The organism is Cupriavidus sp. GA3-3 (assembly GCF_000389805.1).
In the GTDB taxonomy this organism is placed as follows: Bacteria; Pseudomonadota; Gammaproteobacteria; order Burkholderiales; family Burkholderiaceae; genus Cupriavidus; species Cupriavidus necator_D.
The window spans coordinates 1-15833 of record NZ_KB944504.1; the positions used below are offsets into that span (position 1 = coordinate 1).

Annotated in this window: 13 protein-coding genes; 1 reads left to right on the top strand and 12 read right to left on the bottom strand. The window is 67.1% G+C overall.

Features of this window, described 5'->3' with window-relative positions; translation table 11 throughout:
* The 5 genes from C265_RS28495 to C265_RS28515 form a co-directional block, all read right to left on the bottom strand.
* Positions 1 to 432: IS256 family transposase (locus C265_RS28495; protein WP_010810368.1), on the bottom strand; the 432-nt coding region annotated here is incomplete at its 3' end.
* A 92-nt stretch (positions 433 to 524) separates the two neighbouring features.
* On the bottom strand, positions 525 to 1697 hold the full coding sequence (locus C265_RS28500; protein ID WP_010810369.1) for a thiolase: 1173 nt from the start codon (positions 1695 to 1697) through the stop codon (positions 525 to 527).
* Positions 1698 to 1701: 4 nt separating this feature from the next.
* Entirely contained in the window at positions 1702 to 2094 is a 393-nt protein-coding gene (locus C265_RS28505) for a Zn-ribbon domain-containing OB-fold protein (protein ID WP_010810370.1), read from the bottom strand.
* 131 nt (positions 2095 to 2225) lie between these two features.
* A complete protein-coding gene (locus C265_RS28510) occupies positions 2226 to 3770 on the bottom strand; it encodes an acetolactate synthase large subunit (RefSeq protein ID WP_010810371.1) in 1545 nt (514 codons plus the stop codon).
* Positions 3771 to 3846: 76 nt separating this feature from the next.
* The gene (locus tag C265_RS28515) at positions 3847 to 4623 is read right to left on the bottom strand and encodes a GntR family transcriptional regulator (RefSeq protein ID WP_010810372.1); all 777 of its coding nucleotides are present in this window, start codon (positions 4621 to 4623) and stop codon (positions 3847 to 3849) included.
* A 328-nt stretch (positions 4624 to 4951) separates the two neighbouring features.
* Here C265_RS28515 and C265_RS28520 point away from each other — a divergent pair, with 328 nt between their 5' ends.
* Complete coding sequence (locus C265_RS28520) at positions 4952 to 5449, top strand: thioesterase family protein (protein WP_010810373.1); 498 nt, start codon at positions 4952 to 4954, stop codon at positions 5447 to 5449.
* Between the two features lie 53 nt (positions 5450 to 5502).
* Here C265_RS28520 and C265_RS28525 read toward each other — a convergent pair whose 3' ends face one another.
* The 7 genes from C265_RS28525 to C265_RS28555 all read right to left on the bottom strand — a co-directional run bounded on the left by C265_RS28525 (position 5503) and on the right by C265_RS28555 (position 15650).
* Positions 5503 to 6921: a sensor histidine kinase gene (locus C265_RS28525; protein WP_010810374.1), complete on the bottom strand. Its 1419-nt coding sequence runs from the start codon at positions 6919 to 6921 to the stop codon at positions 5503 to 5505.
* 238 nt (positions 6922 to 7159) lie between these two features.
* Positions 7160 to 7363, bottom strand: coding sequence for a CsbD family protein (locus tag C265_RS28530; protein WP_010810375.1), 204 nt, complete (start codon positions 7361 to 7363; stop codon positions 7160 to 7162).
* 101 nt (positions 7364 to 7464) lie between these two features.
* Positions 7465 to 8073, bottom strand: coding sequence for a hypothetical protein (locus C265_RS28535; RefSeq protein WP_010810376.1), 609 nt, complete (start codon positions 8071 to 8073; stop codon positions 7465 to 7467).
* Between the two features lie 321 nt (positions 8074 to 8394).
* On the bottom strand, positions 8395 to 11517 hold the full coding sequence (locus C265_RS28540; RefSeq protein ID WP_010810377.1) for an efflux RND transporter permease subunit: 3123 nt from the start codon (positions 11515 to 11517) through the stop codon (positions 8395 to 8397).
* Between the two features lie 13 nt (positions 11518 to 11530).
* Positions 11531 to 12730 (bottom strand): efflux RND transporter periplasmic adaptor subunit, encoded by a 1200-nt coding sequence (locus tag C265_RS28545; protein ID WP_010810378.1) that lies wholly within the window; start codon positions 12728 to 12730, stop codon positions 11531 to 11533.
* A 54-nt stretch (positions 12731 to 12784) separates the two neighbouring features.
* On the bottom strand, positions 12785 to 14167 hold the full coding sequence (locus C265_RS28550; protein ID WP_052181696.1) for a TolC family protein: 1383 nt from the start codon (positions 14165 to 14167) through the stop codon (positions 12785 to 12787).
* Positions 14168 to 14492: 325 nt separating this feature from the next.
* On the bottom strand, positions 14493 to 15650 hold the full coding sequence (locus C265_RS28555) for an acyl-CoA dehydrogenase family protein (RefSeq protein ID WP_010810380.1): 1158 nt from the start codon (positions 15648 to 15650) through the stop codon (positions 14493 to 14495).
* Between the last annotated feature and the right edge of the window lie 183 nt (positions 15651 to 15833).

Here is a 15833-nt window from a genome sequence, read left to right on the forward strand (position 1 = left end):
GCCGTACTGTTCGGCCAGAAACGCCTGGATCTCGCGCACGGTCATGCCACGGGCGTACATGGCGATGATCTTGTCATCGAACCCAGTGAAGCGCCGTTCGTGCTTGGGAATCAGGATCGGATCGAAGCTGCCGTCGCGGTCGCGCGGGATGTCGACCCGCAGCGGGCCATCCTCGGTTAGAACGGTCTTGGCGCTCTTGCCGTTGCGCTGGTTGGCTGTGCCAGCCGGGCGCTCCGCGCCCGGCTGGTAGCCCAAGTGATGGCCTAGCTCGGCGCCTAGGGCCCGCTCGATCAGGGCCTTCTTGAATGCCATCGAGGCGTCCTGAACCGCTTCGGCGGTCATCGGACCCTTAACGAAATGAGCGATCAGGTCCTCGGGAATAGCCGGCAGTTCACGGCCTGCGGCTTGGCTGGTCTTCGTCTTGCGTGGCATACATGCTCCTTGGCGACATGTTATGCCCTAAACACAAAATTTCTGACAGGTCCCCGCATGGCGCCAAGCCAATAGCCCCCCCCGCTCCCGCCTTAAACCGTCGCCCCAGTCCCCAGAATCGCCGTAGCCTGACTCGACAACGTCCCCCCATTCCCATGCACCACGGCAACCTCGGCATCCCGTACCTGCCGCTCCCCACATTCCCCACGCAACTGCCGCACCGCCTCAATGGTGATGAACATCCCATACATCCCAGGATGCACGCATGACAAGCCACCGCCATTGGTATTCACCGGCAGCCGCCCGCCCGGCGCAATGCCGCCACCGCTGACAAACTGGCCGCCCTCACCCTTGGCGCAGAAACCCAGGTCTTCCAGGAACAGCAGCGTGTTGATGGTGAAAGCATCATAGAGCTCGGCCACATCGACATCCGACGGCTTGAGCCCCGCCATGGCAAAGGCGCGCTCGCCGGATTCCTTGGCAGCCGTTACGGTCAGGTCCGGCATGCACGAGATCTGCCGGTGCCACGTGGCAGTGGCATTGCCCAGCACATAGACCGGCGGCTTGGCCAGGTCCCTGGCGCGGTCCGCGCGCACCATCACATAGGCGCCGGCGCCATCGGTGACCAGGCAGCAGTCACGCACGGACAGCGGGTCCGACACCATGCGCGCATTGAGCACATCATCGATGCTGAGCGGGTCTCGCATCATCGCTTCCGGATTCAGCTGCGCCCACTTGCGCGCGGCCACGGCGACCTCGGCCAGGTGCTCGCGCGTGGTGCCGTACTGGTGCATATGGCGCGCCGCGGCGAGAGCATATGACGTGATCGGCTGCAGCGGGCTGTATGGGTGCTCATACGGCTGCGGGTCCAGCACCGCGCGCACCTTGGAGATGCCGGCGCGGCCAACCGTGGAGGTGCGCTGGTTGCTGCCGTAGCAGACCAGCACCGCATCGCACTGCCCCGATTCCAGCGCCATCATCGCCGGCAGCATGTGCGAGACAAAGCTGGAGCCTCCGATCATGGTGCTGTCGACAAACTTGGGCTTGATGCCAAGGTACTCGGCCACCGGCATCACCCACATGCTGGCGCCGACGCTGGCGGTGGCGATGCCGTCGATGTCGCGCATCGACAGCCCCGCATCCCTGACGGCGGCCTTGGCGGCCTCCACCAGGATTTCCATTTCAGTCTTGCCGTGGGCCTCGCCCAGGCCCGCCTGGCCGACCCCGACGATGGCGACGCTGCCACGCAAATTCGACAAACTCATGGCCTCAGCCCTCCACCGGATCGAACACGACGAGAGCGGCCTCGCCTTCCTTGCCCTGCGCCACGCGTGCCTGCACACGCATGCCGATGCGCACGCTGGCGGGCGCAATGCCTTCCACGCGGCTCATCATGCGCACGCCCTCATCCAGGTCGACCAGCACCACGTTGTAGTCGCCGCCGGCATCCGGCTTGCGGCGGATCACGCTGGTGGAGTAGACCGTGCCGGTCCCCTTGGGCTCGACCCAGGCGAGCGTGTCGCCGCCGCAGTGCGGGCAGATATTGCGCGGGAAAAACACGTGGCGCTTGCAGTCCTGGCAATGCTGGATGCGGAACTGGCCAGCGGCGAGCTGGTCCGCGTAAGCCTTGTCCGGACCCACCGCCGCTTGTTGTTGGGGCATGGAGTCTCCTTCACTTTTGATGGTGCCGCCATGGACCTGCCATGGCACAGCAATCAGCTTGCCGCAGTCTGTGCATTGCAACAATTCACATCTGCCGAAGGCTGGATTTTTGAATCCGGAAAGCGCTGCGCTCAGATCACCAGTTCGATCACAAACGGCCCCCTGCGCGCATTGGCCATGCGGAACAGGTCGGCAAAACTTTCCATGTCCCTGGCCTGCGCGCCCTCCACGCCCATGCCGTTGGCCAGCTTGACCCAGTCCAGGTCGGGATTGCCGATATCCAGCATGTCCAGCGCGGTCTTGCCCGGGTTGGCGCCTACGCCCGCGAGCTCGCCCAGCAGGATGGCGTACTTGCGATTGGCCAGCAGCACCACGGTGACGTCGAGCTGCTCGCGCGCCATGGTCCACAGCGACTGCAGCGTGTACATGGCCGAGCCATCGGCCTGCAGTGCCACCACGCGCCGGTCCGGCGCCGCCACCGCCGCGCCCACGGCCAGCGGCAGGCCTTCGCCGATGGCGCCGCCGGTCAGTTGCAGCCAGTCGTGCGGGGCCGCATGGACCGTGCCCGGATAGAAGGCGCGGCCGAAGCTGATGCTCTCTTCCACCACGATCGCCTGTTCGGGCAGCAAGGCGGTCAGCGTACGTGCCACCGCCTCGGACGTGACCGCGCCGCGGGCGGGCTCAACGGATGCGGGCGCTACGGCAGCCGGCAGCGGTGCATTGCGTGCACCCACCTCGTCGGCCAGGCGGGCCAGCGCTTCGGCAAGGTCTTCCTCCGGGCGTGCCAGCACGTGGATCACGGCATCTTCCGGATACGGGCGCGGCGACTTGCCCGGGTAGGCAAAGAACGTCACCGGCGCCGGTGCGCCGACCAGGATCACGTTGCGGATGCCGGCCAGCTTGTCGCGCGCGACGTCGCCCGAATATGGCACGCGGTCCACCGCCAGGCGGCCGCTGCCGCGCGACACGCGCGCATTGGACATGGGCGAGATCAGGCGGGCGCCGGTGGCCGCGGCAATGCGGTGCGCATCGGCCAGCGGCGCCTCGCGCAGCGCGCTGCCCCCCAGCACTACCAGCGTGGGCTGGCCCGAGCGCAGCACGCGCGCGGCCTGCTGCACGGCGTCGGGCGAGACCTTGGGCACCGCCAGCGGCGGCAGCGGCGCGGCCACCACGCCGCCCGCATCCCAGCACACATCGGAAGGCAGGATCAGGCTGGCGACCCCGCCCGGCGCGGCGCATGCGGCCTGCACCGCGGACGAGGCATCGGCGCCGACGGACGCAGCCTGCGTGGCCGTGCGCGTCCACACCGAGACCGGACGGGCCCAGCCTTCGGTATCCGCGGTCAGCGGTGCGTCCAGCGGCCGGTGGTAGGTGGCCTGGTCGCCGATGATGTTGACCACCGGCGTCTGCGCGCGGCGCGCGTTGTGCAGGTTGGCCAGGCCGTTGGCCAGCCCCGGGCCGCAATGCAGCAGCGTGGCGGCGGGCTTGCCGGCCATGCGCGCATAGCCATCGGCCGCGCCGGTGACCACGCCTTCGAACAGGCCCAGCACGCAGCGCATGCCCGGGATGCGGTCCAGCGCCGCGACGAAGTGCATCTCGCTGGTGCCCGGGTTGGCAAAGCAGGTGTCCACGCCGTTGGCGAGCAGGGTCTTGACCAGGCTCTCGGCGCCGTTCATCGGTTGGGTAGTTTCCATGTCTCGGGTTCCGCTCAGGTTCTGGGTCAGCAGGTTGGCATTGGTTGCACGGGAGGCGTCAGGCCGGGCACGGCCGCGCCGCCAGCAGGTCGAAATCCAGGCAGACAAAGTCGGTCGGGAATTCGATGCGTGCGTAGTAGACGATCAGCTCGCCGCGCTCGCCCGGGACACAGGCAAAACGGCGCAGCTCAGCCACCGGCGCGCCCACGGCAAGCGCCAGCGCGGCGGCGGATTCGGCCCCGGCCGCGACGATCGACAGGCGCTGGCGCGCGGTGCTGACCGACAGTCCGGGGAAGCGGTCCAGCACCGGCACCGAGGCGCCCTGGCGGAAGGCCTCGGGCTCGCGCGCAAAGACGCCGGCCTCGATATAGACCTCGCCCACCGCGAACGGCCGTCCTTCCAGCCGGTGCAACCGGCGCAGGAAGTGGTATTCGGCGGCGCGCTCACCGGGGCACGGCATGCCGAGATCGGCGGGCAGCGGCACGTTGCCGGCGGATTCGACCATCGCTTCGGTGTCCAGCTGAGCGCCCACCGCCACCGCCTCGTCCCAGCTGGTCGACAGCGACACCTGCCGCCGCGACTGGCACGGCGCCTTGACGAAGGTGCCGCGCCCGCGCGAGCGCGCCACCAGCCCTTCTTCATCGAGCATCGACAAGGCATGGTGCATGGTCATGCGCGCCACGCCGTACTGGCGGCACAGCTCTTCCAGCGACGGGATGCGCTCACCCTCGCGCCAGGCGCCGCTTTCGATCTGGCGGCGGAAGATGGTGGCCAGCTGCAGGTAGACCGGCTGGCGGCTGCGCGCGAGGAGTTCGCTGGACGTGGTGTCTGCCATGCGGCAAGGGAGGTTGGGAAACGCCGGTGAACGTCGGGGAAAAGGGGCGAGGCGTGGGCCGCCCGGAGGCAGCCTGGCCGGACGACTATATAAAAGTCTATAAACCTAGACTACTCGGGTTAACGCCGATCCATGCCGCTCCGGTATTGCCAGGCCCGGGCGTGCATTCCGGGACTTTTGTCGCCCGTGCGTCACGCGCCGGAACGTGCCGCAACCCCCACTTCAGCGCACACCTTGACACTGCCCAAGCGGACAGAATGCCACCATGCCCCAACCTTCCCGGGGGCAGGCGTGGCTGCCGCTTGCAGCCATCTCAAGGAGTCAACTTATGTTGATGCGAGACGTGATCCCCCAAATCCTGAACCGCGGCGCGGCCCAACTGGCGCCCGACGCGTTCGAGACCGCTTCGCACAAGACCTTCCACCATGCGATCGACATCTACCTCAAGGATTCCAATGCCTTTATGAACACCTACTTCGCCCGCTATTTCGAGTGGCAGGGTATTTGCCGGGAGCGCTGGTTCCATGAATGCATCCACGACAACCTGCTGGCCGCGGGCGGCGTCTTCGTGACCAAGCGCGCGCACCAGGAGTATGTCGAGGAGACGTTCCCGTTCCAGCGCGTGGATTGCTACCTGAACACCTTCCAGGTCCGGCAGTGCTCGGCCTACCTGCTGTTCCGCTTCTGCGTGGGGGGCAAGCCGGTGTCGCTGGGCTACCAGCAGATCGTCTTCGCCGACCGGCAGAAGCGCATCACGCGCTTTCCGGCGGGCATCATCGAACGGGTCAGGGAATATGAACTGGCGCTGCCGGCACTGGCCAGCTGAGCCAGGCGCGGCTGACCCCGCGCGGGTCTGAATCCGGCACCGCCGGCCGTGGCTCAGCCGGCGGTGCTGGTGCGCAGCCGGCTGTCGGCCATGGCGGTGAAGCGCGGCAGGCTGAGGGTAAAGGTGGTATGCACGGCCGGCACCGACTCGCACTCAATGCGCCCGCCGAAGGTCTCGATCACGCGCCGGCAGAAGGCCAGGCCGAGGCCGGCACCGGTGCCATGCGCCTTGGTGGAGAAGAACGGATCGAAGATGCGCGGCATGACGTCGGCCGCAATGCCCGGGCCGGTGTCGCGAAAGCGGATCACGTGGTACTGGCCCTCGGTCGCGCCGGTGATGTCGATGCGGCCGCCGCCGGCCGTGCGGATCGCATGCAGCGCGTTCTTCAGCAGATTGAACAGCACGTAGACCAGCAGCGTGTCGGAGCCGACAAAGCGCCAGCCCTGGTCGATGCCGCGCACCTGCACGCAGCCGCGCTCCTCGCCCTGGAACGGGTAGCGCTCCAGCGCCGCATGCACGCAGTCGGCAATGCCGTGCGGGGCAAAGCTGCTGCGGTCCAGCCGCTCCAGCGTGACCGAGGCCAGCGCCATGTCGATCACGGTGCTGGTGCCATCGACTTCCCGCGTGATGGCGCCGACCAGGCTCGACACGCGCTCAAGCTGCCCGGGCCGCATGCGGTCCTCGCACAGCCCCTGCTGGACCGCCAGCCGGTAGCCGTGCAGCACCTGCGGCCAGGTGCGCGCCAGCTCCTGCGCCTGCATGCGGATGGTCGCCAGCGGCGTGCGCACCTCGTGCGCCACGGTGGCGGCCAGCGAATACGGATGCATCAGGTCGTAGCGCACCACGCTGACCGCCAGGATGCCCAGGCTTGCCGCCACGAACACCACGCCCGGCGGATAGAAGGCCGCGCCATAGTTGACGGCGTAGTCCACCGCCGCCAGCGAATAGAGCGCCACCGCCACCAGGCACAGCTTGTAGCGCTTGCGGCGTTCGGCGGTTGCATTGCGCCGCGCCGCCACCAGCAGCCAGGCGCTGCGCAGCGCCACCAGCACCGTCTGCACCAGGTGCAGCGGATGCAGCGGGCCGGCCCTGGGATAGTCGCCAAAGAAATAGCTGTAGTAGCCGGAGACCATCTGGTCGGTGGTCAGCAGCAGCACCGCCAGCACCAGGCTCAGGCCGTACGAGGCCAGCAGCAACGGCCGCTCGCGGCGGCACTCGGTGACTTCGGCGATGAAGTGGTAGAAGGTGGTCGGCAGGAACAGGATGAAGAGGTAGCCGAGCCGGGCCAGCATCAGCGACACATCGGGATGCGAGGCCTGGAACAGGAACACCCACGTGCCCTGCCAGGCGAAGGTGGTCACGCACAGCAGGAAGAACGAAGTGGAGACGCGCGTCACGCCCTTGGTCACCAGCACATAGAGGCCGTAACCGAGGAAGATCGACGAGACGAAGGCGGGCAAGGCTGCGTACATGCGGAGCGCGAAGGCAAGCCGGGCGGATGGCAGGGTCGGCGACGCGACATGTTATGCCCTGCGCGGGTGGCGCGTGCATCGTTCGGTTGCATTCAGAGCTAATCCGCGCTTAATGCTGTGCGATACGCGCCGGCATACCCCTCGTTCCGGGGGTGCCAGGTTCCGAGCACGCGCCGCACGCAAAAAGCAAGGCGGGACGCCCGCTGGCGTCCCGCCTTGCCTAGCTGCCACGCATTGCTTACCAGCGCGTGTCCCGTTCCCAATCCTTCATTTCTTCCTCGGCGCGCTCCTTGGTGTAGCCGTAGCGCTCCTGGATGCGGCCGGCAAGCTGGTCACGCTTGCCGTTGATCTGCGCGATGTCGTCGTCGGTCAGCTTGCCCCACTTCTCCTTGATCTTGCCCTTCGCTTGTTCCCACTTGCCTTCGATCTGGTCCCAGTTCATCTCATGCTCCTTCATCCGGTGGCAAGGGGGCGCATTGGAGGCGTCCCCTTGCGGGTGGTGCGGTGCGTGGCCCGCCAATGCTGGCGGGATGCCGCGAAGGCTTACTTGCCGTACTTGGCCTTCACATCGGCCTGGCACTTGTCCTTGGCATCGCCCGACATCGCGTCGCAGCGTTCCTTGTCGGCCTTGTAGGCGGCGTCGGTGGCGTCCTTCTTCGCGTCGGCGCGGGCTTCCGCCACGTCGGCACGCGAACCGGTCGCCGCGGCCTTGTCGACCTTGGCAGCCATCAGTGCCTTTTCATGGGCGGCCTTGGCGTCCTTCTTGCAGACGTCCTTGTCGTTGCCCTTCTTGTCGTCGCACATTTCCTTGGCTACGTCATAGTCGCGGTCAGCCTTGGTCTTCTCGGCCTTGGCGGTCGCCTTCTGCGTGCCGTCGCGGCGGGCTTCGGCCTGGGCCTTGGCCACATCGCGGTCGCGCTTGGCCTCGGCCTTGCAGACGTCCTTGGCGTTGTCCTTCATGCCATTGCACTTGGCGGAGGCAGCCTTGTAGTCCGCATCAGCCTGCTTCACCGCGGCGTCATAGTCTGCCCTTGCCCCGGTTGCAGTCGTTCCGGACGCGGTTGTTGGTGCGGTCATCTGCGCCAGCGCAAATCCCGCCGGTGCGGCAACCATCATCGAACACACTGCTGCGGTCAGCCATTTCTTCAACATGTCGATCTCCTTTCCGGGTGATTGCGTAAAGGTACGCATGAGAGGCCGGCGGCTATGCTGCTGGCCATGCCGTAAGTACAGAGTAGGCCCGGGGGGGTATGGGAAGCAGGCGTCCGGTTCCGAAAGGCGCGTCAGACTATTCCGACATTGCAATGCGGGCGAGGCACGCGGCGGGGCATGCACCTGGTTGCTGGAGGGGGGATGGTGCGGTCAGCGCGTCATGTGCGCGACGGCGGGCGAGCATGCGTGCCGCAGAACAAGGCGCCCCTCTCCCGCGCAGCGGGAGAGGGGCGCAAATTGCCAGTGAAGTCAGGGCGGTCGTCAGCCCAGAATCGACGGCGTCAACCGGTTCTCGTCAGGCGCTTCGCCCTCTTCGTCCGGCCAGTTGCGCCCCACCATCCATTCATACAAGGTGGGCAGCACGATCAGCGTCAGCATGGTGGCGGTGATCAGCCCGCCGATGATGACGATGGCCAGCGGGCGCTGCGTCTCCGAGCCGATGGCGCGAGAGATCGCCATCGGGAACAAACCCAGCATGGCCAGCAGCGCGGTCATCAGCACCGTGCGCAGCCGGTCCATCGAGCCGGTCAGCACCGCCTGGCGCACCGGCATGCCTTCATCGCGCAGCTGGTTGAAGTAGGTGACCATGACCACGCCATTGAGCACCGCCTGGCCGAACAGCGCGATAAAGCCGATCGCCGCCGACACCGACAGCGGGATGCCGGTCAGGAACAGCGCGAACACGCCCCCGATCAGCGCGAACGGGATGTTCGAGATGATCAGCGTGGCGCTCTTGAACGACTTGAACGCATTGAACAGCAGCAGGAAGATCACCAGCACCGACAGCGGCACCACGATCGAGAGCCGCGCCATGGCGCGCTCCTGGTTCTCGAACTCGCCCGACCAGCTGATCTTGACGTCGTCGGCCTTGACGTTCTTCGCCACCAGCTTCTGCATGTCCTTGACCACGCTGCCCATGTCGCGGTCGCGGATAAAGATGCCGATCGAGGTGGTGCGCTGGCCGTTCTCGCGGCTGATGTTCATCGCGCCGGATGCCGCGCGGAACGTCACCAGTTGCGACAGCGGCACCTGCGCGCCGTCCGCGGTCTGCATGAAGATATTGGGCAGGTTCGGCAGCGCGCGCTCCGACGGCTTCAGGCGCACGGCCACGCTGAAGTGCTTCTCGCCCTCCCACAGCTCGGTCGCGGCCTTGCCGGCCAGCGCGGTTTCCATCAGGTCCTGCACGTCGGCGACATTGATGCCGTAGCGCGCGGCCTGGGCCCGGTCGAACTCCAGCACGTACTGCGGCAGTTCGCCGTCACGGTCGATAAAGGCGCGCATCACGCCCTTGACCGTCTGCACGTTGGCCAGGATCTGGTCGGCCACCTTCTTGTTCTGCTCCAGGCTGTCGCTCTGCACCTTGATCACGATCTGGCCCTTGATCTGCGAGATGCTCTCCAGGATGTTGTCGCGCACCGGCTGCGAGAAATTGGGCTCGATGCCGGGGAGCTGGCGCAGGTTCTTGTCGATCTCGCCGATGATGGCGCGCTTGTTGAAGCCGTCGCGCCATTGCTTCTCGGGCTTCAGGTCCACCAGGATCTCGACGGTGTTGATCAGCTTGGGATCGGTGCCGTCGTCGGGGCGGCCCACCTTGGAGATGGTGGTATTGACCTCCGGGGTCTTGCGGATCACGCTGCGCAGCAGCCGCGCCTGGTCGCGCGCCTCGTCGATCGAGACCGATGCCGGCAGGTCGAAGCTGACCCACATCGAGCCTTCGTCCAGCTCGGGCAGGAACTCGCTGCCGAGGAACTTGCCCACGCCCACGGTCACCACCAGCAGGCCCAGCGCCGAACCCACCACCAGCTTCTTATGGTCCAGCGCCCAGGCCAGCATCGGCTCATAGAGCCGCTTGCAGTGGCGCACGATGAAGTTGTCGTCGTGCGCGATGTTCCTGGTGAGCAGCAGGTGGCACAGCAGCGGCACCAGCGTCAGCGAGAGGATCAGGGAGCCGATCAGCGCGCCCGTGACCGTGTAGGCCATCGGCGCGAAGATCTTGCCCTCGTGCCGCTGCAGCGTGAAGATCGGGATGTGCGCCGCAATGATGATGACCATCGAGAACACGGTCGGACGGCCCACTTCCGTGGTGGCCTGCAGGATGGCATGCAGGCGCGCCTTGCTGTCCTTGATCTGCTGCGCCTTGAGCTCGCCCAGCCGCTTGAAGATATTCTCAACCACGATCACCGCGCCGTCGACGATGATACCGAAGTCCATCGCGCCAAGAGACAGCAGGTTGGCTGGAATACCCACCCAGGTCAGCCCGATGAAGGTCGACAGCAGCGCCAGCGGGATGATCAGCGCCACGATCGCCGCGGCGCGCACGTTGGCCAGGAACAGGTACAGCACCGCCATCACCAGCAGCGCGCCTTCCACCAGGTTGCCGAACACGGTGTGCAGGGTCTTGTCGATCAGCGTGGAGCGATCGTAGTACGGCACGATCTTCACGCCCTTGGGCAGGATCTGGTCGTCCAGCAGGTCGATCCTCTTCTTCAGCGCCTCCAGCACCAGCGACGGGTTCTCGCCCTTGCGCATCACCACGATGCCCGAGACGATGTCGTCCTCGTCGTCCTGGCCCATCAGGCCCTGCGGCGGCGCGCTGCCGACCCTCACGTCGGCGATGTCCTTGACCAGGATCGGGGTGCCCTGGTTCTCGGCCACCACCACGTTGGCGATATCGGCCGAGGTGCGGAAACTGCCCAGCGAGCGCAGCAGGAACTGTTGCCGGCCGTGCGCCACGGCGCCGCCGCCGGCATTGGCGTTGGCGCGCTGCAGCGCGGTGAACAGCTGCGACAGCGAGATCTTGGCATCGCGCATGCGCGCCAGGTTGGGATTGACCTCGTACTGCTTGATGGTTCCGCCGATGGTGACCAGGTCGGCCACGCCCGGCACCTGGCGCAGGTTTTTCTCCACCACCCAGTCCTGCAGCGTGCGCAGCTCTTGCGCGGTATAGCCCTTGCCGGCCAGGCGGAAGCGGTAGATCTCGCCGATCGCGGTGGACAGCGGCGCCAGGTCCGGATGCACGCCGTCGGGCAGGTCCACGCTGCGCAGGCGCTCCAGGATCTGCTGGCGCGCGGTCACGTCGGTGGCGCGGTCGTTGAAGGTCACCATCATGAACGACAGGCCGAACTGCGTATGCGAGAACACCCGCACCGCGTTGGGCGTTCCGGCCAGCGCGGTTTCAATGGGGATGGTCACCTGGCGCTCCACCTCTTCGGCGGCGCGGCCCGGGTACAGCGTGATGACGTTGACCTGGATGTCGGAGACATCCGGGAAAGCTTCGATCGGCAGGTTCTTGAATGCAGCCAGGCCGCCCCCGACGAAGATAAGCAGGCCCAGCCAGACAAAGAGCTTCTGGTGCAGGGCAAAGCTGACGATGCGCGAAATCATGTGGCGGCCGTCCTCACTTCTTCTCGGACGCACGCGCCGCGTTCACGGCAGTGGCATCGCGCAGGATGTCCTGCAGGTAGAGGTTGCCGTCGGTGATCACGGTCTCGCCGTCCTTCACGCCTTCAAGCAGCTCGGTGGTGCCGGGCAGCGTCACGCCCACGCGCACCAGGCGGCGCTCGAAGGTATTGGCGGCGGTGCGCACGAACACATAGTTGCGGTTGTCGGCCAGGAACACGGCCTTGGACGGCACGGCGATGCCCTTGAACGACGCGGCCGGCAGCTTCGCGGTGACGAACATCTCTGCCTTCAGGCGCCGCTCCGGGTTGGGCACGTTCAGCCGCACCTTGATACTGCGCGCGGTGGGATCGACATAGTCGGCAATCTTGACCACGGTGCCGGAGAAGGTCTCGCCGGGCCAGGCAGCGGTGGTGAGCTGCACGTCCACGCCCGGCTTGAACAGGCTCAGGTCGGCCTCGCCCGCATCGACCTGCGCCCACAGCGTGGTCGGATCGGTCACCAGGAACAACGGCGCGGCGGGCGGCTGGTCGGGGCGCAGCTCCATGCCGAGGTTGATGTTGCGTTCGACCACCAGGCCGTCGATCGGGCTGCGCAGCGGAAAGCGCTGGTTTACGATGCCTGAGGCGCCCGCGCCGCCCGCGGCCGCGCCGTACTGGGCCAGCGCCGCCTGGGTGCGCTGCAGGTCCGCCGCGGCGCGCGCGGCGTCGGCCTGCGCCTGCTCCAGCTCCTTCTGCGCGATGATGCCGGCGCCGTACAGCTCGCGCTGCCGTGCCAGCGCCTTGGCCGCGACCGCGCTGTCGGCGGCGGCCTTGCGCGCATCGGCCTGGGCCACGCCGAAATCGGGCGAGGTCAGGCTGGCCAGCGGCTGGCCCGCTGTCACGGTGGTGCCGGGCTGCACCAGGATCTCGGTGACGCGGCCGGCAAACGGCGTCGACACGCGCACGGTCTTGTCCTCGTTCCACACCAGCCGGCCGGGCAGGCTCAGCATGCGCTCGCCGCCGGTCCTGGCGGCCTCGCCGGCGATGCCCGGCAGCGTCTTCACGCTGGCCGGGAACTGGATGGTATTGCCGCTGACCTTGGGATCGTCATCGGCCTTGGGCGCTTCAGACTTGCCGCAGGCGGCCAGCGCCAGCGCGCACAGGGACAGGGCAGCAAACCGTGCGGGCAGGCCGGCGGGGAAATGGACGGAAGACATGCGGCGGGACATGCGTGACAGGAGGGAGTGCATTGGATTCGCTGGGACTGCGGTTCAGGGACGCGAGCTTGTCGCAGTGCCGGTCGTGGAGGTCTGCAGCGCGGCGCGGTAGGCCGACAGGGCCTTGGCGTAATCGCCCTGGGCGCTGACGGAATCGAGCCGGGTCTGGCGCAGCGCGCGGCGGGCATCGAGCAGGTCGAGCACGCCGGTGGCGCCCTTGCCGTAGGCAAACTCGGCGCTGCCGGCCACGCTTTCGGCGGCGGGCAGCACGTCGTCGCGCATCTGCCGCAGTGACTGGCGCGCGGCTTCGAGCTGGCTGCGCAGCCGTTCCATCTCATTGCCGGCTTCCAGCAGCACGCGGTTGCGGTCGTCCAGCGCGGCGTAGTAGTCCACCTCGGCGCGGCGGGCCTCGCCGCCGTTGCTGTGGCGCACGTACAGCGGGATCGTCAGGAACACGCCGTAGCTGTTGCCGCTGCCGTTGGTATTGGTGGCGGAAACCGGATAGTGCTCAGCCTGCGCGCCGACGGTCACGTCGGGCACGCGGCCGGCGCGCGCCAGGTCGCGCGCGGCGGCGGCCGCGGCCAGGCGGGCCTCGGCCGCTGTTACGTCGGGGCGGCGCTGCAATGTGTCGGGATCGACCTGCGGCACGGGCGTATCCAGCGGCGGCCAGTCCGGCACCAGCCGGTTGCCGGCAAGCGTGCCGGGCACGCCCATGGCCTGCGCCAGCTGGGCCTTGTCGCGCGCGTGGTCGGTCATGGCCTGGCGCATGTCGCTCTGCGCGCGCAGCGCGTCTAGCTGCAGCTTGGTCACGTCGGCGCGCGAGACGTCGCCGGCCTTCAGGCGGGTTTCGCTGGCCTGGCGCGTGCGGTCGTAGAGCGCCAGCATCTCCTTGAACACCACCACGCGCTCCTGACTGACCACCGCGTCATAAAAAGCCTGCTCCGCGGCGGCGCTCTGCTGCGCCACCACCGCCTGCGCCACTTCGCCGGCGGCCGCGCTGGCCTTGCGCGCGGCGTCCACGCGCAGGCCGCCCTTGTTGGCGGTCTCGATCAGCTGGTCCACGCGCAGGGTGGAATCCACGGTCTTGCTGCGCAGGTTGCCCGAGCCGATGCCGGCATGCGGGTTGATATTGGTCACGCCCAGGCTCAGCACCGGATTGGGCCGCTGCGAAGCGATCTGTATGTCCGCCTGGCTGGCTTCGACGCCGCGGCGGGCGGCGATGATGTCGCGGTTGCAGCGCAGTGCGTCCAGGCGCGCCTGCGCCAGGGTCAGCGTCGCGCCCGCCGGCGGCGGCACGCAAGGACCGGCAGCATCTGCGGAATCAGCGGAAGGAAGCGGATCGGCGGGGCCTTCGGCGGCAAGGATTGCCGCGGGCCGGGCCAGAACCCCCAGTAGCAGCAGGGCACCTACGGCAATACGGGAAAAGACAAAAGGCACGGTCAGTCAGGCTCGGTTCGACAACGGTCTGCGGTAAACGACCGTGCTCGCCGAACGGTGCACCAGGGCGGCAAATATTCATCCGACCCTGATCCCGCCAATGCGGCCGCGAAGCGTGGCTGTCCTGGTGCGCCCTCGCCCGCTGTCCTGGTGCATCAGACGCCACCGGACACGATCTCCCGCACGCATTCAAACCGAATCGCATTACAAACGGCTTTCATAAAGCTGACAAAAGCCTTTAACTGCGCGAAAACCCTAGCCAATCGGAAAACCATGAAAAACGGCACGGCCGTTGCCGGCCGTGCCGTCTGTACTGCCAGGCGGCTTACCCCTTCATGCGGTCATCCAGCCCCAGGCTGCGGCCGATGATCTCCTTCATGATCTCGCTGCTGCCGGCGTAGATGCGCGAGATGCGCGCGTCGGTGTACATGCGGCAGATGCGGTACTCCTCCATATAGCCGGCGCCACCGTGCAGCTGCACGCCCTCGTCGACCATGCGCCCCTGGAGTTCCGACGTGAGCAGCTTGGCCGACGCCGCCGTCTCCACGGTCAGCGTGCCTGCGTTGTGCTGCAGCACGCACTGGTCGACGAAGGTCTGCAGCGCATCCAGCTGCGCCCGCAGTTCGGCAAGCTTGAAGCGCGAGTTCTGGAACGTGCCGATGGCCCGGCCGAAGGCCTTGCGCTCCTTGACATAGTCCAGCGTGAGGTCGAACGCCACCTGCGCCGACGCCATGTAGCCGCAGGCGCCAATCAGCCGCTCTTCGGCCAGGTGGCGCGTCAGGTAGCGGAAGCCCTGGCCGGGCTCGCCCAGCACGTTGGCCTTGGGCACCTTGACGTTGTCGAAGAACAGCTCCGAGGTGTCCTGCGAGTGCAGGCCCATCTTGCGCAGCTTGCGCCCGCGCTCGAAGCCGGGCATGCCGCGCTCGACGATAAAGAGGCCAAGGCCATGGCTGCGCTCCGGATCAGTGCGCGCGACCACCACCACGTAGTCGGCCAGCTGGCCGTTCGAGATATAGGTCTTGGCGCCGTTCAGCACCCAGTGGTCGCCGTGGTCCTCGGCACGCGTGCGCATGCCGGCCAGGTCGGATCCCGCCTGCGGCTCGGTCATGGCAATGGCAAAGATCGACTCGCCGCGCGCGGCCGCCGGCAGCAGGCGCTGGCGTTGTTCCTCGTTGCCGATGCGACCGATATACGGCGCCACCAGCCGCGAGTGCAGCGTGCCGAAAAAGCCCGAGTCGCCGTGGCGCGCGTTCTCTTCGATCAGGATCTGCTCATAGCGGAAATCCTCCACGCCGGCGCCGCCGTATTTCTCGTCGGCCCACATCAGCAAGTAGCCCTGCTCGCCGGCCTTGCGGAACACTTCGCGGTCCACGCAGCCCTGTTCGCGCCAGCGCTCGCCGTGCGGCCCCACCTCGCGCTGGTAGAAGCGGCGGGCGGATTCGCGGAAGGCGTCGTGTTCGGCTTCGAAGATCAGGCGTTGCATGCGGGGTCTCCTGGTGTTTTTGAGAGTGACCGGCTGAGTGTCTGCCGTGCAGCGTCTATGAGATTCGTCGGAAAGGATGATTTTTCCTCCCGCAGCCGAACGGCCCAGGTTTGAAGGAGAAGCCAGCTTGAATGCAATTTTATTGATATGAAGTGGAAATAACTTTCATTTACCCGCCGGAAC